Source organism: Colwellia echini (assembly GCF_002843355.2).
Classification (GTDB): domain Bacteria; phylum Pseudomonadota; class Gammaproteobacteria; order Enterobacterales; family Alteromonadaceae; genus Colwellia; species Colwellia echini.
In genome coordinates this window covers 12930-34734 of record NZ_PJAI02000005.1, presented here as the reverse complement: position 1 = coordinate 34734, position 21805 = coordinate 12930, and the positions used below count along the sequence as shown (strand labels likewise).

Here is a 21805-nt window from a genome sequence, read left to right as displayed (position 1 = left end):
TAGTTAAAATAGGAAGTACTAAATGCAAACCTTTTATAAGCAATATATAAGAAAGGTTTCCTTGATATTTATAGTACTTGCACAGGGGCTGATTTTATCAGCCCCTATTCATGCCAAACCTCCAGCTACTGTAAAGTATTCTGTAGAGCGTGAAGAAAATACTAAAACGCATGAAACGTTAGTACTACCTTATGTTTTTAGTACTGATGATTTGGGTATTGTGGCTGGTGTTGGCGCTATGGCTACAGGAATACACCAAAAACAAATGACACTAGCCGGAACTGCTTATGGTGGCGACTCTAAAGGGCTAGGTCTTATGCTACTCAATTATCGCGTGTTAGATAGCCAGCGCTTTTTTTTTAGTGCTATTGGAGTGATGGGCGACTTTCCTTTACTACGAGCCTATTCGGCTTTTCCAGGACAATATGTAACTGGCACCCAACCAGGTGCAAACGACTCTTCTTTTGATGATTTCATTCAAGCAAGTGGCACCAGTAATTGGTGGGATATTTCGCTAGAGTATGTACTCCCATGGGGCAGTGCAAAACAAAACAGTATGGCAACATATAACTTACAGGGTGGTCTATTAGTTAATCCTAAAAAACAGCCTGATTGGAACCCTTTAAAATCAGGGACGAGTATCTTAATTGCCCGTCAATTTAATCGTTATCAACTTTATGAAAATGATCAAGGAGAGGTTTCTGGTGCGGTACACGGCTTTGAACTTGGTTACTACTATAACAATACCGATTTTCCCGCAAACCCAAGTCAAGGTAGCTCGCAATATATAGGGTACAGCTATAATCCAGAGTGGTTAGAAGCAAGACAACAATGGGACTTTATTGAATTGGAAGTCAGTAAATACTTTTCCTTAGGTGCAACTTCATTTGCTAAACAGAACATAATAGCCCTTAATGGTTGGCTTGGTTATTCACCAAGTTGGGATGTTATTTATAATGAACAAGGTGCGAGTCAATATATAGATAACGCCCCCTTTCTAGAAGGAGCTACATTGGGTGGTATGTATAGAATGCGTGGCTTTAGACAAAATCGATTCCATGATAAAGCGGTAATTTATGCGACTGCGGAATACCGAATGACATTAGCTTATAACCCCATCGCTGATATACATTGGTTACGCTTTCTAAATCTTGATTGGTTCCAAACAGTATTTTATGTGGAAGGTGGTAGGGTATCACCAACAATGAAAACCAGCACACTACTGTCTGATTGGAAAGCTGATGTTGGTGTTTCCTTACGTGCTTTAACCTCTGGTGTTGTTCTCAGGCTTGATATTACAACGACCGCCCACGAAGGCTCAAGTACTTGGTTGATGGTTGGACACCCCTTTTAATATTCCTTGATTACAACGTCAACTCATTTAATAGGTTTTATCTTTATGCTATGTTTTGCACACTAATACAGCGTTATGAGTAAAAATAAATCAAACAGTTAGTTTTTTGAAAAAAATGAAGATATTTATAGGTTTTGTGTTGACAGTTTTTACTAACTCCCTATAATACGCCCCCGAAGAGACGGACGATTAGCTCAGTTGGGAGAGCACCGCCCTTACAAGGCGGGGGTCACTGGTTCAAGCCCAGTATCGTCCACCACTTTTTATTTGCCATGAATAAAAAGTAAATTCTTTACCATTAAGAATTAAAACTAAAATGGACGATTAGCTCAGTTGGGAGAGCACCGCCCTTACAAGGCGGGGGTCACTGGTTCAAGCCCAGTATCGTCCACCACTTTTTATTTGCCATGAATAAAAAGTAAATTCTTTACCATTAAGAATTAAAACTAAAATGGACGATTAGCTCAGTTGGGAGAGCACCGCCCTTACAAGGCGGGGGTCACTGGTTCAAGCCCAGTATCGTCCACCATTTTCTACACCTCATCTATTAAATTATTTTATACACGTCATTTATACTCTCGTTTTAGTTATTTATTTGCATTAATATTTCAATAAATTAAATATGCGATTTAATTCGGGTAAAGTCACATCAAAGTGATGAATAAACTTACTCGCAATGGTAAAATGCGCTCAATTTTATGAACCACCATTTTTCTGATTCATCCTCCTAACATCGTTAAATAAACATTGTTAGTGATACATATAGAGACTTTTATGACTTTAACAACACGTTTTGCTCCAAGCCCAACAGGTTACTTACACGTTGGTGGTGCTCGTACTGCCCTATATAGCTGGTTATACGCCCAAAAAAATGGCGGCGACTTTATTCTTCGTATCGAAGATACTGATATAGAGCGCTCTACACAAGAATCAGTTGATGCCATTATGGATGGTATGAATTGGTTAGATCTAAAATGGACACATGGTCCATATTTTCAAACTAAACGTTTTGATCGTTATAAAGAAGTTATTGAACAGTTACTCGCTTCAGGTAATGCTTACCGTTGTTACAGCACAGCTGAAGAAGTTGATGTAATGCGCGAAGAAGCTAAAGCCGCTGGTGGTATTGAAAAATACAATGGTTTATGGCGTGATCGTACCGATCACCCAAGTGATAAACCGTATGTTATTCGCTTTAAAAACCCAATTGGCGGCGATGTTGTTATCAAAGATATGGTTAAAGGTGATATTACCATTAGTAACGATCAGCTAGATGACTTAATTATTGCTCGCTCTGACGGTACGCCAACGTATAACTTAACCGTTGTAGTTGATGACTGGGATATGAAAGTAACACACGTTGTGCGCGGTGATGATCACATCAGTAATACGCCTAAGCAAATTAATATTCTTAGCGCGTTAGGTGCTGATATTCCAGAATATGCACATATTCCAATGATTTTAGGTGATGACGGTAAACGTTTATCTAAACGTCATGGCGCGGTTGGTGTTATGCAATATCGTGATGATGGTTACTTGCCAGAAGCGCTTTTAAACTACCTAGTCCGTTTAGGTTGGTCTCATGGTGATCAAGAAATTTTTTCTCGTGAAGAGATGATTGAATTATTCGATTTAAAAGATTGTAACCGCGCAGCGTCTGGATTTAATACCGACAAGTTAATTTGGGTAAACCAGCATTACATGAAAACCATGGACCCTGAATATGTTGCTAAGCACCTTGCATGGCATATGGCAGATCAAGGCATAAATACTGAACATGGGCCAGCGTTGAGTGAAATTGTTAAAGTTCAAGCTGATCGTGTTAAAACCTTAAAAGAAATGGCGCAAATTTCGCGTTACTTTTATGAAGATTTTACCGAGCTTGATGCGGGCGCAGTTAAAAAGCATTTACGCCCAGTAGTTAAAGAGCCAATGATGCTTGTTAAACAAAAGTTAGCGGCATTAACTGATTGGTCACCAGAGTCTATTCATGCAGCTATTAATGATACCGCGGTAGAATTAGAATTAGGAATGGGGAAAGTAGGTATGCCACTTCGCGTTGCTGCAACTGGTGGCGGTAATTCACCATCACTTGATATTACTTTAGCCTTGTTAGATCAAAACAAAGTAATTGAGCGAATTGATCAAGCGTTAGCAGTTCTAGAAGCAAGAATTGCAGCGAGTTAATGATATTGTTAACTTTAACTTTAACTAGTTTAATTAGTTTAAATAAATGCAGGAGAATACTTAGTGCAATTTAGTGATTTTGGTTTAGACAGTGCCTTAATGAGTACCGTAGAGCATCTGGGATTTAGTGAACCAACACTAATTCAGCAACAGGCAATTCCTGCAGCTATGGCTGGGCATGATTTAATTGCTTCATCTAAAACTGGTTCGGGTAAAACGTTAGCGTTTATTATTCCAGCGTTGCAGCGATTAAATAAAAATAGAGCCTTATCAAAACGTGATCCGCGGGTGGTAATTTTAACGCCAACCCGTGAATTGGCTAAACAAGTGTTTACCCAATTACGTTTATTTACTGCTAATACCCAATATAAAGCGGTATTAATTTTAGGTGGTGAAAACTTTAATGACCAAGTAAAAGTTTTAGAAAAAGAGCCAGAGTTTATCGTTGCTACGCCAGGTCGTTTGGCTGATCATCTAAAACAAGGTCACTTTTACTTAAATGGCTTAGAGTTACTTATTTTAGATGAAGCTGATCGCATGCTTGATTTAGGTTTTAGTAAAGAGCTTAGTCAAATTAACCAAGCGGCAGATCATCGTAAACGCCAAACGTTACTTTTTTCTGCGACCTTAGATCACGCACAAGTAAATGACTTTGCCAAAGAGTTACTGAAAAAGCCTAAACGTATTGCTATTGAAGCAGGTCATACCGAGCATATAGATATTACTAAACGTTTTTATCTTGCTGATAACCTGACTCAAAAAGAGGCGTTGTTACAACACTTTTTAGCGACTGAAAAATCACAACAAGTTATTATTTTTACCGCCACTCGAAGTGACACAGAGCGTTTAGCTAAAATATTAACTGAGCAAGACCTTAATGCAGCAGCCTTAAGTGGTGAGTTGAACCAAGCTCAGCGTAATCAGATCATGGATAGTTTCGCTAAAGGTCAGCACAAAATTTTAGTCACTACGGATTTAGCATCACGCGGGTTAGATTTAGTGAATGTATCTCACGTTATTAACTTTGATATGCCAAAACATACAGAAGAGTTTGTTCATCGTATAGGTCGTACAGGACGCGCAGGAACTAAAGGCGACGCTATATCCTTGGTTGGCCCTAATGATTGGTTAAGTTTTAAAAACGTTGAAGCTTTTCTCCAACAAACTATAAGCTTTACTAAAGTGGACGGTATTAAAGTTAAATTTAAAGGCTTGAAACCTAAAAAACCGAAAGCAGCTAAAGTAAATACGGATGTGAGTAAGGTTAAAACAGTTGCCGATAACAAACCAAGAAAAGTGATTAAGAAAACGTTTCTTGATATTGAAGATGCTGGCGCAATGAAAATTATTAAACGGAAGAAAGCTTTAACGGCTGATCAAATTGAAGAATCTACTAAAAAAGAACAAGATTAAAGGCTTATGAAGTAATATATAGCATACTAAAAAAGCGGCTGCTTTTGTATGTTCTAAGCAAGTGTCAGGAAACTTTACAATACATATGTACAATATTAAGCGCAACTAGGTTTATCATTATGAAACAGGTGGTTATGGTTTTGGCGTGAAAATTGCTCTGGTCTTCGCCAGCATGATTAATTTAACAAGATTACCGAAATAAAGATTACAGAAACAAAGATTACAGAAATTTTATTTATTAATTTTTATTTAGTATAGGTTTTATATATGAAAGTAGTACAAGCAGCAGTATTAGGGTTTAGTCTTTTGTCATTCGTTGGTTCAACACAAGCCGCGATTATTGATTTTGAAAACTTTACTGCAGGGACAATTATTGATAATGAATATGTAACTTCTCATGGTGTTACCATAAGTGGTGTAAATACTTATAACACACCTGATACAAATAATGTTGCTACTGTTTTTGACAGCAATAACTTTACTGGTGGTGATAGAGATTTAGCCGCGCCATTTTATAAAAACACAGATTCACAAAAAGAGAATGCATTCACTCCAGGTAATATTTTAGTTATTCATGAAACCGCTAGCGAATGTAATGGTATAACTTGTACTGATCCCGATGATGCTGGTAAAAGTGGTTCTTCAGGCTCTGGTTACTTTGAGTTTTCATTTTCTGAGCAAACTACATTAAATAGCATTGATTTCTTTGATATTGAATACAATGAAGCTAATGCCCCTAAGTTTGCAATTGAACTTTATTCTGATGATGCGTTCACTAATATTGTATTTGAAGACATTTATTATGTGCCAAGTACTGGTGGTGATAATACCTGGGACAGATTGTTTTTTGCAGATGTAACAGGTGTTATGTCAATGCGCATTAACTTTGGCGGCTCAGGCGCTATCGACAATATTGACTACACCTCAGTACCTGCACCTTCGTCATTATTCTTATCAATATTATGTTTTATTGGCTTTAGAGCATTTAACAAGAAAAATAGTAAAGTTAAATAAGTACACTAAAATAGCTGAACTAAAGTAAGCGAACTAAATCGATTGCTATTGCTTCAGTTTATGTTTAGAGCATAAGCCAAGCGAGGTGATTTACATTGAAAGGCCAGTAACTGATGTTACTGGCCTTTTTTGTACATCAAAGTTTAGTTTATACCAATCCAACTAATTAATTGCAGTGGTATGACTTAAATTATTGCTAAGTTACCTCGATTAAAATTAGATTATCACCCTGATTTAAATATGTTTTTTGTATTCATAAATAAAACAATGATATATTAGCAAACTTAGCTTGTCTGGCTGACTTGTCAAACATAGTTTCAATAAAATATTCTTTAAATATCATAGGAAAAATTCATGACTATCATGCAAAAAACACTCTGGTTAATAGTCAGTTTGGGTAACTTTTCAGCCGGCTATTTCTATATGCATAGCCAAAGTACTTTTAGCATAATTTTATTGTTAGCCACGCTTATTTACAGTGTTGTTGGTATTTATGATGTTTTTTATAGTCGCCATAGCTTAAATCGACTTTATCCCGTTGTGGCTTATATCCGCTATTTTTTAGAATCTTTTCGGGTTGAAATTCAACAATATTTTATTGCTAATAACACCGAAGAGTTACCCTTTAACCGTGAGCAACGTACGTTAGTTTATCGCCGCTCTAAAAATGAAAACGATACTATTGCCTTTGGTACGCAGCGTGATTTATCGGAAGATAACTACTTAAGTTTATGGCATTCGCTGTCGCCAAAACATGTTAAAGATAGCGCTAAGCACATTATTATTGGGGGCGACAGTTGTACACAACCTTACTCTGCGTCTTACTTAAATATTTCAGCAATGAGTTTTGGCTCATTAAGTAGTAATGCGATAGAAGCCTTTAACTTAGGCGCTAAAAAAGCGGGTTGTTATCATAATACTGGGGAAGGGGGCGTAAGTCCTTATCATCTCAAACACGGTGGCGATCTGGTTTGGCAAATAGGTACAGGACTTTTTGGTTGTCGTAATGATTTAGGACGTTTTGACGCGGAAAGCTTCAAAAAAACAGCTAACTTACCGCAAGTAAAAATGATTGAAGTTAAACTTTCTCAAGGTGCTAAACCTGGTCATGGCGGGGTATTGCCTAAAGCTAAAATTACTGACGAAATTGCTCAGATCAGACATATTCGAAAAGATGTAGATTGTGTGTCTCCAGCTGTTAACCCTGAATGCACCACGCCAAAAGAGTTACTTGCATTTATTGAGCAATTAAGAGAATTAAGTGGCGGCAAGCCTGTTGGCTTTAAATTATGTATTGGTAATCCTGCAGAGTTTTTAAGTCTTTGTAAAGCCATGTTAGAAACTGGTATTACGCCTGACTTTATTACAGTTGATGGCGCTGAGGGGGGGACAGGAGCTGCACCAGTTGAGTTTGCTAATCGACTAGGATTACTTTGTTTAGAAGGGGTAAGTATAGTAAATAGTGCACTTATTGGTGTCGGCCTTAGAGATAAAATTAAAATTATCGCGTCAGGAAAAACTGCTTCAAGTTTTGAATTGCTTTCTAAAATAGCAATGGGTGCGGATATTGTTAATGCCGCAAGAACTATGATGCTAGCGATTGGTTGTATTCAAACTAAACATTGTAATACCAACCTTTGCCCAACGGGGATTGCGACGCAAGATCCTGCACGAGCGAAAGCAATTGACGTTGACGTTAAAAGCGAGCGGGTCAGGAACTTTCATCGAAATACTTTAGCTAGCTTCTTTGAATTAGTGGGCAGTATGGGCTTGGATGATCCAAATCAATTGGTTCCACAAATGGTAAAAAGACGCTCACCTTATGGTACACAAATGTCGATGGGTAGCCTAGTCGCACCTATTGTTGAAAATGCTTTTGTTGACCCGTTAATTAGTAAGTTTGATATTGATGAAACGTGGTTAAACTGGTGGGATGCTAGTAGTGCAGATACATTCTATGTAGATGATTTATTTATTCTTAAATCACCAGAATTTCATCATCAGCAAGTAAAACAAGGACAATAAGTTATACTCTTTTATAAGCTAATTATCTTTATAAGCTAGTTATCCTGAATTCAGGTTAACTAGCTTTATTATTTTTACTTATAAAAATTACTCAGCAACAAGTTGCTCAAGCGTATAGTTAGATTTTTCATCGCCTAACTTAGCTTTCATGTAAGGTAATATTTCTTCAAGTTGTGCCGCTAATTGCCAAGGCGGATTTACAACAAATAAACCCGTACCTGTCATACCATACTCATCGGTATCATCCTCTAAGCAAAACTCTACTTGTAAGACATTTTTAACATCACTTTTACTAAAGGCATTACGCATTTGCTCAACTAACTCGCGTTTAACCACTGGGTACCAAAGGATGTAAGTCCCGGTTGAAAATTTTGAGTAACCTTTAATAATCGTATTAACCGCTTTGTGATAATCTTCTTTCAGCTCGTATGGTGGGTCAATTAGCACAACACCACGTCTGCTTGGTGGTGGTAATAAACCTAAAACACCTTGATAACCATCAGACTGCTTAACAAATACTTTTTTCCAACGATAACAAAAATCTTCAAGATGAGTGATATCAGTTGGGTGTAATTCAAATAAATGTGTTGAATCTTGACGACGAACAAAACCTTTTGCAATACCTGGAGAGCCAGGATAAATATCAAGTTCAGTATTGTTCAAATTAAGGCTATTAATTAATGATAAATATGGTTCAAGTGATTCAGGCGCATTTTCATCATTAATTATTTTGGCTATACCGTCTTTATACTCACCGGTTTTTTGGGCGTATTCATCCGCTAATTGGTACATCCCTGCACCAGAGTGACTGTCGATGTAACAAAAGCCTTTTTCTTTACGTGTCATATAATCTAAAACGAGTGATAAAACACTGTGTTTGAGTACGTCGGCAAAATTGCCAGCATGAAAAGCGTGACGATAACTAAGCAAGGTAATTCCTTAACAAGGGGAGAGCTATTAAATGTAAAATAAAAACGGCTAAGCTTTATGAGCAGCCTAGCCGTTGTATGTTTATTATGCTTTGCTTGCTAGATACTCATCGTAAGTACCTGCAAAATCAATACAACCCGCAGCGGTTAATTCAATAACACGCGTAGCAATAGTGGATACAAATTCACGGTCATGACTGACAAATAACAAGGTGCCTTCAAACGTTTCAAGCGCCATATTTAACGATTCAATTGATTCCATATCCATGTGGTTAGTTGGCTCATCGAGTACTAGAATATTTGGTTTTTGCATCATTAATTTACCAAACAACATACGACCTTTTTCACCACCAGAGAGAACACTTACGTTCTTTTTAATATCATCGGCAGAGAAAAGTAATCGACCTAAGTAACCACGAACCGCTTGCTCGTCGTCTGTTGGTTGACGCCATTGGCTCATCCATTCAAATAAATTCATATCTGTGGCAAATTCGTATTCATGGTCTTGTGCGTAATAACCTATATTAACATTCTCAGACCAAGTGATTTCGCCTGAGCTTGGCTCATAGCCAACTTCATTCATTAAGGCACGTAGTAGGGTCGTTTTACCAATACCGTTTTCACCGATAATAGCAATACGTTCACCTACTTCAATTAATGCTGATATATTTTTAAGAATATGCGCATCACCAAAGCTTTTGTTAACATTATCAAGGATTAAAGCATTACGAAATAATTTCTTTTCTTGCTCAAAACGAATGAATGGATTGCTTCGGCTTGATGCTTTCACTTCATCTAATTGAATTTTATCAATTTGCTTAGCACGAGAAGTTGCTTGCTTAGCTTTAGAAGCGTTTGCAGAGAAACGCGCAACAAAAGCTTGTAACTCACCGATTTGTGCTTTTTTCTTAGCGTTATCTGATAATAAACGTGCGCGAGCCTGTGTTGCCGCAAGCATGTATTCATCGTAATTACCCGCATAAACACGTAACTCTCCGTAATCTAAATCAGCCATGTGAGTGCAAACACTGTTTAAGAAATGTCTATCATGGGAGATGATGATCATAGTTGAGTCACGTTCATTTAAGGTTTCTTCAAGCCATTGAATGGTGTGAATATCTAAGTTGTTGGTTGGCTCATCGAGTAATAAAATATCAGGATCTGAAAACAGAGCTTGAGCAAGAAGGATACGTAATTTAAAGCCTGGTGCTATTTCACTCATTAAACCGTAATGTTGTTCAACTGGAATACCTACGCCCATTAATAATTCACCGGCGCGGCTTTCAGCTGAGTACCCGTCCATTTCAGCATATTCAGACTCTAAATCGCCTACTTTCATACCATCAGCTTCGCTCATTTCAGGTAAAGCGTAAATGCGATCGCGCTCTTCTTTAACAGCCCACAGTTCAGTATGTCCCATGATAACGGTATCGATAACACTGAATTTCTCAAACGCGAATTGATCTTGACGTAATTTACCTAAACGCTCACCAGTATCAAGGCTAACATTGCCAGACGTTTGCTCTAAATCACCACCTAAAATTTTCATAAAGGTAGATTTACCACAACCATTCGCGCCTATTAAGCCGTAGCGATTTCCGCCACCAAATTTCTGGGAGATATTTTCAAATAATGGCTTGGCGCCAAACTGCTGGGTAATATTATTTGCTGCTAGCATGATAAATTCCGTCGTTGTTAATAGAGTGAATATTAAAAGATATAAGTTAAAGGTATAAAGTGATTTTTAAGCTCAGGCGAGTATATATCGTGAGTAAGTCATACTAAAAAAACTTGATTTCTTTATGTCTAAAACTGATGCCCGCGATTATACCGCAGTCACCTTAAAAGAGGTAGGGTGGATGTAAACGATCGAAAATTATTGGGCTACATTTTAAAACATTTTAACGGTACTTAATTACAGCCTAAAACGGCAAAATTAATGGGTTGGCAATTTGCTAAAACTCTCCCTTGGAACCTTCTATTATTGTGTTAGAGGATGCTTTAGGAGATATTCCCAAAATAAATTATCGCAACAGATTTGGAGTTAGAGATGAACTCAATAAACATTAATAATGTAGATACTAATGAATTACAAAAACAGCAAGTGATTACGGTTATGCAAAATCAATTTGCAGTATCGGTAAACAATGTACAGTTAAATCATATAACTAAAAGTAGTAACACTGATGCGACGATAAGTGCTTTTATCGATGACACTGCAATAGATATTTTTATTTCAACGGATCGCTTTGGACTCATTAAAGAGCAGGGCGCTGCTGCTAAATTAACCGATGATCTATATCTTGGTTGGAATTACCATTAATATTAATCCCATTAAATATGTGAACATTAGCTCTCTATTAAATACTTTACTTTAAAGTGAAAATTCGAGCATAAAAAATCAATGACGTATTATCATCGTCATTGATTTTTTGTATTGCTTGGCTAAGTAAACTAAGGCTAGTTATGCTTATTATTATTTTTTCTGTCGTTAAATTGATCGTTAGAAAAACGAGTTAAGCCTTTTTTATGCTGTGGTGTACGTTTTGCTTTACCTTGTCCTGATTTAGCTCTTATTTGACCTGGACTTGTTTTAAAGCCTTGCGAGTTATTCTTACCTTGTCTACCTTTATTTGCTTGTTGTTCGCTGCGAGTTTCTTTCGGAACTAAGCAGTCAGGTCCAGATCCAATGAGTTTAGTTAAGCCCATTTTTGTTAACGCTTGACGAATTTGAGGCCAATTAAGCGGATCATGATAACGTAAAATAGCTTTATGTAACCGACGCTGAATTGTCCCTTTAGGTACAGTAATACTGCCGCCTTCTTTTGCGATGTTTTTACTAGTGACATTACGCAACGAGTTAATTTCTGTGTGATATAACGTGGTTGCATTCGCCAAAGGCGATGGATAAAAGTTTTGCACCTGGTCTAACTTAAAATCATTAGTTTTCAACCACAGCGCAAGGTTAACCATATCGTTATCCGTTGTACCTGGATGAGCAGAAATAAAGTACGGTATTAAGTATTGTTTTTTACCTGCAACTTTTGAGTAGTGATCAAACAACTCTTTAAATTTATCATAGCTGCCCATACCAGGCTTCATCATTTTATCAAGTGGACCTTTTTCAGTATGCTCTGGTGCTATTTTTAAATAGCCGCCAACATGATGAGTTGCAAGCTCTTCAACATATTCGGGGTGCTCAATGGCTAAATCGTAACGAACACCTGATGCTATTAATACTTTTTTGATACCTTTAACCGCGCGTGCCTTACGATATAGTTCGATAGTTGGCGTATGATCGGTATCTAAATGACCACAAATAGTTGGCCACACACAAGATGGTTTTCTACAGGTCGCTTCAGCTTTTTCACTCTTACAATTAAGCTGATACATATTAGCTGTTGGACCACCAAGATCAGAAATTACACCAGTAAATCCTGGTACTTTTTCTTTAATATCTTCAATTTCGTTGATGATAGATTCATGCGACCGACTTTGAATAATACGACCTTCATGTTCAGTTATGCTACAAAAAGTACAGCCACCAAAACAGCCTCGCATAATATTAATCGAGGTTTTTATCATGTCATAAGCAGGTATTTTTGCTTTACCGTAACTTGGATGTGGTACACGTTTATAAGCGAGACCAAATACGCCGTCCATTTCTTCAGTTGATAAAGGTTTAGCTGGTGGGTTTAACCAAATAAGACGTGTACCATGGCTCTGTACTAATGGCTTAGCTGATGTTGGGTTAACTTCTTGATGAAAAATACGTGAGGCATGTGCATATAGTATTTTATTATCTTTAACTTGATCGAAAGTTGGCAAGTTAATATATGTAGTTTCCCAAGGCTTAGCTTTATTTTCCCAGGTTTTATTACGATAATCTGCTATTTGAATAGGCTGTGCGGTTTTAGTTACATCTAATGTAGCATCTTTAGCTAGCGCATCTTCTGCCGTTTTTGCTTCGTTATCACTACAACTTTGTGGAGTAATTTCTTCATAAGGGCTATGAATAGGATCAATCTTACCTGGTCTGTCTATATCGCGTGAATCAATACCTTTCCAACCAGGAAGTACTTGGTTAGTTAAAAAGGCACTACCGCGGACATCAGTAATTGATTTAACATCTTCACCATTAGCGATGCGATGTGCTATTTCTACTAACGGGCGCTCGGCATTACCAAACACTAATAAATCAGCTTTTGAATCAAACAAAACGGATCGGCGAACTTTGTCTGACCAGTAATCGTAATGAGCAATTCTTCGTAAGCTCGCTTCAATACCACCAATAATTACAGGTACGCCTTTAAAAGCTTCTTTACAGCGTTGTGTATAAGCTGTCACTGCGCGATCAGGTCGTTTTCCACCTTCATCATTTGGCGTATAAGCATCGTCATGACGCATTCTACGCTCGGCGGTGTAGCGGTTAATCATGGAGTCCATGTTGCCAGCGGTAACGCCAAAAAATAAATTAGGTTTACCTAGTTCCATAAAGGCATCTTTTGAATGCCAATCAGGTTGGGCAATAATACCTACTCTAAAACCTTGTGCTTCAAGCATTCGACCAATAATTGCCATACCAAAGCTTGGATGATCAACATACGCATCGCCAGTGACAATAATGATGTCACAGCTGTCCCAACCGAGTACGTCCATTTCTTTACGAGTCATAGGTAAGAATGGTGCTGTGCCATAGCATTCAGCCCAGTATTTTGGATAATCAAATAATCCCTGTTGTTTTTTAGCAATTATTTGTTGTTTTACTGAATTCATATCACCATTCCCGTTGGGGGTTAACTGATTGTAAGTTGAAATACCAAACAGGTATTTTACCGCAATAGCGGGCGCGAGATTATAGCAGGATTTAATAAATAAGCCTAAGTTTATTCGTTGGTTTTTTGTACAGGTGAGTGTGTTTTTAGCGGTTTAAGATAAAGTAATTGTTGAAAATTACTTGATGTTGTTACTACTGTGTTATTGATACCAGTGATGTGTAGTTGATATTGGTAGATAATGTGGAAGTACACTACCTATCACAAGCTAAGATAATCATAGACGAAGCCTATTTTACTAAAATAGACTTCTGGTTGAGGCAGGGATATTTATGTTATGTCAAATATGGTAACTAACTATTATAGCTAACTTGAATTTAACAAAATGTTAAATTCAAGTTAGCTATAATAGTTAAAGTTAAACTGTTAGTGCACGTTAAGTGAGATTTCATTGCTTCTGTTGTTTTTTAAAACTAGGCAATGGGTTTCACCTAATCTAGCACTGCTATCAAGTGCTTGCATTTGGTCTGCACTAAAAGTTGCATTGGAAAGAATAACCGCCGAACAATTTCCTCGACTCAACACACTTTTTATTTGCTCTATATCTAAATGGGCAAATTTATCATCAACAATATTATTGACTTTATTTTTACCTTTAAAGCTAACACAAAGTATTTTTGAAATATCAATTCCATGAGTTTTTGCTAATTGCTCTAATGATGACTCTTCAGGGTTTATAAACAATACCCACTTCTTTTGTTGATTATGTTGATGGCAAATATCAGCATATTTTAATGATAACTCAGTATGGTTTTCAACAATGTCAGACTTTAACCATGCTTGGTTTACTACTAACTCAGTTTGATTAGCTATAATTGTGTTAGTGATAGAACTTGCCATTGTTGTGCTTGGATTATTGTTAGATGTATTAATTGAAAACATGGTGCTACCTCGTGTTTATTAGCGATTATTTATTAGGTAATAATTTATTAGGTAATAATTGTGCTAAATAGATATACTGTATATTTGTACAGTACGTCGTTTTTGTAGAGTATTCAAGCATTATTTGTTATTTATTTACTCATATTTATCTGTAGATATTTTTTATAGGTATTATTATAGGTATTTAGTAGGAGGGGATTTACGTTTAATGATTAAGCTTAAATTTAACCTGAGTACGGGATAAAAAAGTGCTGCGACAGCATTATTTATCCCTATTCATTCTTTAAGAAAGCTCTCAATAACTAAAACCATTGTAGATGCATGATTACAACTAGTTGATATTGTTATACTTTACATTTTCATTATCCCGTTCTCAGGTTAGTGATTAAATTAGCTATTGAGTCGGCTATTAATTATGTTGCGATAAGCAGAAAGGAAGGTTTGAAATGACTACCTCAAAGCACGGGTCTTTGAGGTAGGAAAAGGATATGGATAAGTTAACAGTTATATAAGTTTAGGTGAGTAATATTTTAAAGCCGATTAATATTAATGTGACACCGCCTAAAAGCTCCGCTTTAGTTTCTAACCAAGTACCTGTTTTTGCGCCAATTATTACCCCGAACCAGCTAAAGCTAAAAGTCATTATACCGATAATAAAGCAAGCGACTAAAGGGTCTACAGCTAATACAGTTAAAGAGAAGCCGGCAGCCATGGCATCTATACTCGTTGCAATAGCTAGTATTAACATTACACGGTGGGTTATGTTAATTATATCGTCAGCGTTATCTGTTTCAAAAGATTCGTAAATCATTTTAATACCTATGATCACCAGCAATAAAAACGCTATCCATGATGCGTAGGATGCTAACAAGCCTAATAAACTCTTACCTCCTATATAACCAAGTAAAGGCATTATACCTTGAAAAAAGCCGAAATATATTGCGGCCATGAAGGCTAACGACTTGGCTTTATCTTTATGTTTTGCACCTAGACCAATCGATACGGCGAAAGCGTCCATGCTTAAGGCGATGGCTAAAATTATTATTTCTATCATATAAAACTCTCTATTTAATTTTTAGGGAAATAGGCTAGCTATTTTAAATAACTTTTAAGAATAGAAATAACTTGCTCTACTTCTTCCATTCGTTGTACTTGTGTTATGTCTTCTGCAGCAAGGTGTTCTCGTAAATGACCTTCTAATACTTCTTTCATCAAGCCATTAACCGCACCTTTAATAGCTGCAATTTGTTGTAAAACTTTCAAGCATTCATGCTCACCTTCCAGTGAATTCTCTAATGCGATTGATTGGCCTTTGATTTTACGAACTCGTGTTAACAGTTTTTTATTGCCTGCCATAGTATGCGCCATAATTTATCCTTTAACTTGATCAATAGTATACTGGGGTATAGTATATAGATAGTTATTACAAAACACTACTAATGGTGTTTAAGTCATAACAGTAATTACTGATAATAACTCGTATTAGTAATTTCGACATTTTTAATTAAATCATAATTATTAAGGCAAAACATGAATAAGGTAAACAAAATTCAATGTACTCATGCAGATAAATTTTCTGTTGATAACCAGCAAAACCAAAGTAAAGTTAAAATTGTTTTTTGGTTAACAACGGTAATTATGATCCTTGAAATTACCGCGGGTACTTGGTCAGGATCAATGGCTTTACTTGCTGATGGTTGGCATATGGGCACGCATTCAGCAGCATTTTTAATTACTATTTTTGCGTATAGCTATGCCAAAAAACATGCAAATAATAAAAAATTTAGTTTCGGTACAGGAAAAGTAAATTATTTGGGTGGTTTTGCTAGCGCTATTGCGTTAGCGGTTGTTGCATTGATGATGGCCTCTGAGTCGGCTTATCGTTTGATTGAGCCGCAAAGCATTCATTTTAATGAAGCTATTATTGTCGCGATTATTGGATTAGTGGTTAATGTTGTGTCTGTTTTTGTGTTACATGATGACCATCACCATCACCATCACCATCACCATCACCATCATACTCATAACCACAGTCATGTTGTGCATGGACATGATGTTAAACACCAAACGCATCATGACGCACACGAACATAAGCATGACTCTCACCATCATGATCATAATTTAAAGGCAGCTTATTTTCATGTACTAGCAGATACTTTAACGTCATTACTTGCCATTATAGCGTTATTAGCAGGTAAATATTTTGGTTGGATTTGGATGGATGCGCTAATGGGGATTGTTGGCGCGATTGTTATTGCTAAATGGTCTTACGGTTTAATTAAGGAGTCTAGTGAGGTTTTATTAGATAAGTCGGACAATGTTAGCATGTTAACAAAAGCGGTTGAGATAATGAGCAATGAAAAAGAGGCAATTGTAACCGATATTCATATCTGGCAAATATCTTCTGGTCAGCAAGCATTAATGGCGTCAATTTCTACAAGCGAATCACATCAGCCAAGTTATTATACTAAGTTACTTCAAGCGCAATTCTCTGAATTGTCGCATATTACTATTGAAGTGAATCAAATATAAATAAGGGGACGTGGAAAGTGGTTGTAAGGTAGCAAGTTAGTATTTAAAACAGTTTTTTGTAGGTATTATGCAGCTGATATTTCGGTAGCTGAGGTGTTATGGGTTAAGATAACACCTCAATCTTGTTTAATCGTTAGCGTAACCAGATACCGCTAAAACGTTACCGTCTAATACGGCATTGTCACCTTGCATGGTTAATCGTTTTTCAGCAAACCATTTAACCACAAGTGGATAAATGCGGTGCTCTTGCTCGTGTACTCTAGCAGATAAGTCATCTACCGTATCACCATCAAAAACTGGAACTTTAGCTTGTAAAATGACTGGACCACCATCCAACTCTTCGGTAACAAAATGCACACTAACGCCATGCTCAGTCTCGCCAGCGTCAATTGCACGTTGATGTGTATTTAAACCTTGGTATTTAGGCAGCAAAGAAGGATGTATATTGATCAATTTACCTTGAAAGTGTTGTACAAAAGCAGGTGTTAAAATACGCATAAAACCGGCTAAGACAATAAGATCTGCATCAAAAGCATCAATTTTAGCAATTAATGCTTGGTCGTAATCTTCACGAGTTGTAAACGCTTTATGAGAAAGTGATACTGTGGCTATATTCGCATCTTTAGCACGCGTTAATCCGTAAGCATCCTCTTTATTAGAAAGTACACCGACTACTTCGCCAGGATAATTTTTATCATCACAGGCATCTATTATTGCTTGTAAATTAGTACCGCTGCCAGAGATTAATACAACTATTCTACTCGACATGAGTTTTCCTTGTGTTTAAAGGTATTATTAGGAACTGCTGCTCTTTGGTTAAATTTAAACAGTTTTAACTTAAAAACGTTTTAAATTAAATCCGTTTTAAATTAAGTAAATTCAACCCTAAAAGCTCAACAGCCCTAAATTGGAGATAAAATAAAAGGGCTTTTATAGCCCTTTTAATAAATAGTTAACTAGCAATTAATGACTATGCAAAAACAACTTGCTCAGCATCTGCTGGTAAATCAGCGATTTCGCCAATGTGCCAAGCTTTTTCGCCATGCGCTGTTAATATTTCAATACTTTGTTCAACTTTATCAGCTGGTACAACAATAACCATACCAACACCACAGTTAAAAGTTCGGTACATTTCATGTGTTGTAATGTTACCGTTTTCTTGTAACCAGTTGAAGATACTTGGCCATGCCCAGCTATCACCTTTTATTACTGCTTGTGCAGTTTCAGGTAATACACGTGGAATATTTTCCCAGAAACCACCACCAGTGATATGAGAAAGGGCGTGAACATCAACACTTTTAAGCAATTCAAGTACCGATTTAACGTAGATTTTAGTTGGCTCCATTAAGTGATCAGCAATTTTCTTACCGTCAAGTAACTCGTTAGTGTCAGTATTGTTTACTTCTAATACTTTACGAATTAATGAAAAACCATTTGAATGAGGACCTGATGCGCCAAGTGCGATAAGTTGATCACCAGCAGCAACGTTAGTACCATCAATTAAGCGAGATTTTTCAGCAACACCTACACAAAAACCAGCAATATCGTAATCGCCTTTGTGGTACATACCTGGCATTTCAGCAGTTTCACCACCAACAAGCGCACAACCAGATAAAATACAACCTTCAGCAATACCCTCAACAACTGCAGAAGCTACCGCAACATCAAGTTTATCAGTTGCATAATAATCAAGGAAGAATAATGGCTCAGCACCTTGAACGATTAAATCGTTAACACACATAGCAACTAAGTCGATACCTACAGTATCGTGCTTAGCTAAATCAATAGCTAAACGTAATTTAGTGCCAACACCATCGGTGCCAGCAACTAATACAGGCTCTTTATAACCTGTAGGTAATTGACATACCGAGCCGAAACCACCTAAACCACCCATTACCTCTGGGCGTGTAGTACGTTTTACCGCACCTTTAATGTTTTCAACAAGGGCATTACCAGCATCAATATCAACACCAGCATCTTTATAGCTTAACGACTGTTTTTGTTCGCTCACGGGGAAACCTCAGAATTTACCGACAGTATTTTATGGGCCGTATTCTACCAGTGGAACCAAACATACTCAAGGTGATAAAGCGATCTTGTCTTTGTTTTATCAAATGGTTTTTAAAATGATTCGATATTAATTGAAATTATTGATAATTGCAGAGGTTAATTGTGAGCACTGCGATAATACTGTGATAATATAATGCGCATGTAATGACAGTGCTTTTGAAAAGCGCTATTTCAAGTGATTTTTAAGTTAGCTTACTATGTTTAGAGTGTTAAGAGTGTTTAAATTTAGAATGTTTAAATTCCCGTTTTTGTTGTTTTTACTGTGCTTTTTACTTTCGAGTGTTAAAGCTGTTGCCTTAGAAGTAAATGATTTATATCAAGTTACTGTAGTGGTTGACTCACAATCAAGTGAGCAACGTGAACTTGCTATATCGTCAGCTTTACAAGGGGTATTTTTAAAAATTGGCGGTAAAGAGAGCATATTGCAGAATAACGTTTTAGTTAAAGCACAAAACCGAGCCAGTAGTTATGTTAACCAATATCGTTATCAACGAGTCGATAATCAATTAAGTTTGGTGGTCAGTTTTAACGAGAAAAAAGTCAATGCGCTGTTTAAACAAGCCGACTTAGCACTATGGGGCAGTTTACGTCCGCAAGTGCTGCTGTGGTTAATAGATGAGCAAGGCGATAGTCGAACTATTATAGCCTATGATAGCGAAGCCATTATTCCAACAAGTGTAACTGATTTTTCTAAACAACGTGGTTTACCTATTGTTATGCCGTTAATGGATTTTGATGACAGTGTACAAATATCGGAAAGTGATCTTTGGGGTTACATGCCCGAGCAAATTCAACAAGCATCTTCACGTTACTTTGCCGATATGGTAATTGTCATGAGAGTGTCAGATTCTACGTTAGTTAGTGATGAGGCTAAAAAAATGGCCGAAACACAAAATAATATTTCTTGTGGTTTATTATGCCAAGACCAAGTGGTTGTAACGCCTAAAGCGCTTGATTGGAAAATGTATACTCAAGGTGCATTATATACTCAGCAATACCAAGGCGTTGATACTGTTACTCTGATAAACCAAGGCTTATCAGATATTACCGAATTAGTTTATCAATCGTATGCCTTATCTGCCAATACAGAAAATGACTTTGTGATTGAGGTTAATAAGGTAGCTTCATTAAAAGACGATACTCAGTTATTTGATTTTTTAGCAAATTTATCGGCAGTGAAAGCGGTAACCTTGATCAGTGCACAGGGTGATGTTCGTCGTTTTCAATTGGAGTTACTTGGCTCTGAACAATCGTTTATCGCTTCATTAAAGCTTAATGATAAACTAACTCAACAAATCGAACCAACATTAGAAGAAGTAGTAGAGCCTATTGTTGCTCCTTTATCAGCTGAGCCTATATTTACTGAACCTCAACCTTTTGCACAGCAACAAGACGAAACTATGGTTTCAGACTCTACAGAGATTGAAACGACTAATAACAATGAAATGATGTACAAAGGCATGAAAGTTATTGTATTAGGCGATTCTGAAAATGTAATTAATCTTTTTGAAGCGCCAGTTGCTGATGCTAATGTTGAAGAAGATAATGTTAAACAAGAAAGTGATGTAGCTGAAACTTTTGCGTCGGAAAAAACTTATGCGAAGGCGAGCATTCAAGGTGATTTTCATCAAGACTTGGAAGAGAATTTAGATAATAGTACCGAAACAAGTATTGAGGAGGCTACTGAGAGTATAGAATTGACTGATGAAATGGAGCTTTCTGCAGAAGAGCAATTAAATACATTAACTGTAGATAAAATGGCAGATGAAGTCGAAAATAAAATACCATTAACTATTACACCAAATATTCTTGTTTTTTCATGGAAGCAAGGATGAAACAGGTTGCTCAATTAACCTTAAAGGTACAATTGCCTGACGATGAGACGTTTGATAGCTATAAGAGTGAAGTTAACGTAAATATTGTTAGTCAGTTAAAAGCTTTTATTGAACAAAAACAAGAGACGCCTCACGGGTTTTACTTGTTTGGTTTACCTAGTGCGGGTAAATCACACTTATTACATGCTAGTAGTAGTTATGCGGCACAGTTAGGTAAGTCTTCGGTTTGTTTATCTTGTGCTGAATTAACTGAGTTACCCGTAGCCGTGTTAGAAGGGTTAGAGCAAATTGATTTGATTTGCCTTGATGACATTCATTTAATTGCTGGTAATAAGTTGTGGGAACAAGCCATATTTGATTTATATAATCGTGTGCTTGAGCAAAACAATTATTTTCTAATCTCAGCCAATGAAAGTGTTCAACAACTTGGCATTAGTTTACCTGATTTAGTTTCACGGCTCACTTGGGGGCTAACCGAACAAGTAAAACCCCTTGATGACGTAGAAAAAATAGCAGCATTACAGCATAGAGCTACGCAACGAGGCGTTATTATATCTGATGAAGTGGTTAAGTTCTTACTGAACCGTTTAAGTCGCGATATGGGCAGTTTGATCGAGTCACTAGATGTATTAGATAAAGCGTCAATCCAAGAGCAGCGAAAAATTACGATACCTTTTATTAAAGAAGTTTTTAATCTACCTTAACCTAAAACCTAGCGCCTAATGCTTA

General features: G+C 36.8%; 17 protein-coding genes and 3 tRNA genes. 12 read left to right on the top strand and 8 right to left on the bottom strand.

Features of this window, described 5'->3' with window-relative positions; translation table 11 throughout:
- Positions 1 to 22 precede the first annotated feature (22 nt).
- The 8 genes from CWS31_RS06160 (at position 23) to CWS31_RS06125 (ending at position 7993) form a co-directional block, all read left to right on the top strand.
- Entirely contained in the window at positions 23 to 1354 is a 1332-nt protein-coding gene (locus tag CWS31_RS06160; RefSeq protein WP_101344302.1) for a BamA/TamA family outer membrane protein, read from the top strand.
- Positions 1355 to 1537: 183 nt separating this feature from the next.
- Positions 1538 to 1613 (top strand) — tRNA-Val (locus CWS31_RS06155).
- Positions 1614 to 1672: 59 nt separating this feature from the next.
- Positions 1673 to 1748: transfer RNA gene (locus tag CWS31_RS06150), tRNA-Val, on the top strand.
- 59 nt (positions 1749 to 1807) lie between these two features.
- Positions 1808 to 1883: transfer RNA gene (locus tag CWS31_RS06145), tRNA-Val, on the top strand.
- 245 nt (positions 1884 to 2128) lie between these two features.
- A complete protein-coding gene (gene gltX / locus CWS31_RS06140; protein ID WP_101344301.1) occupies positions 2129 to 3541 on the top strand; it encodes a glutamate--tRNA ligase in 1413 nt (470 codons plus the stop codon).
- 63 nt (positions 3542 to 3604) lie between these two features.
- Positions 3605 to 4954, top strand: coding sequence for a DEAD/DEAH box helicase (locus tag CWS31_RS06135; protein WP_101344300.1), 1350 nt, complete (start codon positions 3605 to 3607; stop codon positions 4952 to 4954).
- Positions 4955 to 5221: 267 nt separating this feature from the next.
- On the top strand, positions 5222 to 5968 hold the full coding sequence (locus tag CWS31_RS06130) for a thrombospondin type 3 repeat:Cna B-type (RefSeq protein WP_101344299.1): 747 nt from the start codon (positions 5222 to 5224) through the stop codon (positions 5966 to 5968).
- A 354-nt stretch (positions 5969 to 6322) separates the two neighbouring features.
- Positions 6323 to 7993, top strand: coding sequence for an FMN-binding glutamate synthase family protein (locus tag CWS31_RS06125; RefSeq protein ID WP_101344298.1), 1671 nt, complete (start codon positions 6323 to 6325; stop codon positions 7991 to 7993).
- An 87-nt stretch (positions 7994 to 8080) separates the two neighbouring features.
- On the opposite strand, the gene CWS31_RS06120 is transcribed toward CWS31_RS06125, so the two are convergent.
- Positions 8081 to 8923, bottom strand: coding sequence for a 23S rRNA (adenine(2030)-N(6))-methyltransferase RlmJ (locus CWS31_RS06120; RefSeq protein WP_101344297.1), 843 nt, complete (start codon positions 8921 to 8923; stop codon positions 8081 to 8083).
- Positions 8924 to 9007: 84 nt separating this feature from the next.
- Positions 9008 to 10600, bottom strand: coding sequence for an ABC-F family ATPase (locus CWS31_RS06115; protein WP_101344296.1), 1593 nt, complete (start codon positions 10598 to 10600; stop codon positions 9008 to 9010).
- A gap of 372 nt (positions 10601 to 10972) precedes the next feature.
- Between CWS31_RS06115 and CWS31_RS06110 the strand changes: the two genes are divergently transcribed.
- The gene (locus tag CWS31_RS06110; protein ID WP_101344295.1) at positions 10973 to 11245 is read left to right on the top strand and encodes a hypothetical protein; all 273 of its coding nucleotides are present in this window, start codon (positions 10973 to 10975) and stop codon (positions 11243 to 11245) included.
- 137 nt (positions 11246 to 11382) lie between these two features.
- Here CWS31_RS06110 and CWS31_RS06105 read toward each other — a convergent pair whose 3' ends face one another.
- The 4 genes from CWS31_RS06105 to CWS31_RS06090 all read right to left on the bottom strand — a co-directional run bounded on the left by CWS31_RS06105 (position 11383) and on the right by CWS31_RS06090 (position 16007).
- Complete coding sequence (locus CWS31_RS06105; RefSeq protein WP_101344294.1) at positions 11383 to 13698, bottom strand: YgiQ family radical SAM protein; 2316 nt, start codon at positions 13696 to 13698, stop codon at positions 11383 to 11385.
- Positions 13699 to 14123: 425 nt separating this feature from the next.
- Positions 14124 to 14639 (bottom strand): hypothetical protein, encoded by a 516-nt coding sequence (locus CWS31_RS06100; protein ID WP_101344293.1) that lies wholly within the window; start codon positions 14637 to 14639, stop codon positions 14124 to 14126.
- Between the two features lie 514 nt (positions 14640 to 15153).
- Positions 15154 to 15693 (bottom strand): manganese efflux pump MntP, encoded by a 540-nt coding sequence (locus CWS31_RS06095; protein WP_101344292.1) that lies wholly within the window; start codon positions 15691 to 15693, stop codon positions 15154 to 15156.
- A 38-nt stretch (positions 15694 to 15731) separates the two neighbouring features.
- Positions 15732 to 16007, bottom strand: coding sequence for a metal/formaldehyde-sensitive transcriptional repressor (locus CWS31_RS06090; protein ID WP_101344291.1), 276 nt, complete (start codon positions 16005 to 16007; stop codon positions 15732 to 15734).
- A gap of 162 nt (positions 16008 to 16169) precedes the next feature.
- Between CWS31_RS06090 and dmeF the strand changes: the two genes are divergently transcribed.
- Entirely contained in the window at positions 16170 to 17171 is a 1002-nt protein-coding gene (gene dmeF / locus CWS31_RS06085) for a CDF family Co(II)/Ni(II) efflux transporter DmeF (protein ID WP_101344290.1), read from the top strand.
- A gap of 126 nt (positions 17172 to 17297) precedes the next feature.
- Here the strand turns inward: dmeF and purN are convergent, their stop codons facing one another.
- Together purN and purM are read right to left on the bottom strand one after the other, a co-directional pair.
- Positions 17298 to 17939, bottom strand: a complete 642-nt coding sequence (purN, locus tag CWS31_RS06080) for a phosphoribosylglycinamide formyltransferase (RefSeq protein ID WP_101344289.1) — start codon at positions 17937 to 17939, stop codon at positions 17298 to 17300.
- 202 nt (positions 17940 to 18141) lie between these two features.
- Positions 18142 to 19182 carry a phosphoribosylformylglycinamidine cyclo-ligase gene (gene purM, locus CWS31_RS06075; protein ID WP_101344288.1) on the bottom strand — a complete coding sequence of 347 codons (1041 nt, stop codon included), beginning with the start codon at positions 19180 to 19182 and terminating at the stop codon, positions 18142 to 18144.
- A 289-nt stretch (positions 19183 to 19471) separates the two neighbouring features.
- Here purM and CWS31_RS06070 point away from each other — a divergent pair, with 289 nt between their 5' ends.
- A complete protein-coding gene (locus CWS31_RS06070; protein ID WP_101344287.1) occupies positions 19472 to 21076 on the top strand; it encodes a DUF2066 domain-containing protein in 1605 nt (534 codons plus the stop codon).
- A complete protein-coding gene (hda, locus tag CWS31_RS06065) occupies positions 21073 to 21780 on the top strand; it encodes a DnaA regulatory inactivator Hda (RefSeq protein ID WP_101344286.1) in 708 nt (235 codons plus the stop codon). Before CWS31_RS06070 ends, hda begins: the two co-directional genes overlap by 4 nt.
- Positions 21781 to 21805: the final 25 nt, after the last annotated feature.

What these genes read in the sequence shown, in the direction of transcription:
- CWS31_RS06100 (WP_101344293.1), bottom strand. Translation starts at nt 14,639, where the DNA reads ATGTTTTCAATTAATACATCTAACAATAATCCAAGCACAACAATGGCA.
- CWS31_RS06070 (WP_101344287.1), top strand. Translation starts at nt 19,472, where the DNA reads ATGTTTAAATTCCCGTTTTTGTTGTTTTTACTGTGCTTTTTACTTTCG.
- hda (WP_101344286.1), top strand. Translation starts at nt 21,073, where the DNA reads ATGAAACAGGTTGCTCAATTAACCTTAAAGGTACAATTGCCTGACGAT.
- purN (WP_101344289.1), bottom strand. Translation starts at nt 17,939, where the DNA reads ATGTCGAGTAGAATAGTTGTATTAATCTCTGGCAGCGGTACTAATTTA.
- CWS31_RS06160 (WP_101344302.1), top strand. Translation starts at nt 23, where the DNA reads ATGCAAACCTTTTATAAGCAATATATAAGAAAGGTTTCCTTGATATTT.
- CWS31_RS06125 (WP_101344298.1), top strand. Translation starts at nt 6,323, where the DNA reads ATGACTATCATGCAAAAAACACTCTGGTTAATAGTCAGTTTGGGTAAC.
- dmeF (WP_101344290.1), top strand. Translation starts at nt 16,170, where the DNA reads ATGAATAAGGTAAACAAAATTCAATGTACTCATGCAGATAAATTTTCT.
- CWS31_RS06095 (WP_101344292.1), bottom strand. Translation starts at nt 15,693, where the DNA reads ATGATAGAAATAATAATTTTAGCCATCGCCTTAAGCATGGACGCTTTC.
- CWS31_RS06105 (WP_101344294.1), bottom strand. Translation starts at nt 13,698, where the DNA reads ATGAATTCAGTAAAACAACAAATAATTGCTAAAAAACAACAGGGATTA.
- CWS31_RS06130 (WP_101344299.1), top strand. Translation starts at nt 5,222, where the DNA reads ATGAAAGTAGTACAAGCAGCAGTATTAGGGTTTAGTCTTTTGTCATTC.
- CWS31_RS06090 (WP_101344291.1), bottom strand. Translation starts at nt 16,007, where the DNA reads ATGGCGCATACTATGGCAGGCAATAAAAAACTGTTAACACGAGTTCGT.
- gltX (WP_101344301.1), top strand. Translation starts at nt 2,129, where the DNA reads ATGACTTTAACAACACGTTTTGCTCCAAGCCCAACAGGTTACTTACAC.
- CWS31_RS06110 (WP_101344295.1), top strand. Translation starts at nt 10,973, where the DNA reads ATGAACTCAATAAACATTAATAATGTAGATACTAATGAATTACAAAAA.
- CWS31_RS06115 (WP_101344296.1), bottom strand. Translation starts at nt 10,600, where the DNA reads ATGCTAGCAGCAAATAATATTACCCAGCAGTTTGGCGCCAAGCCATTA.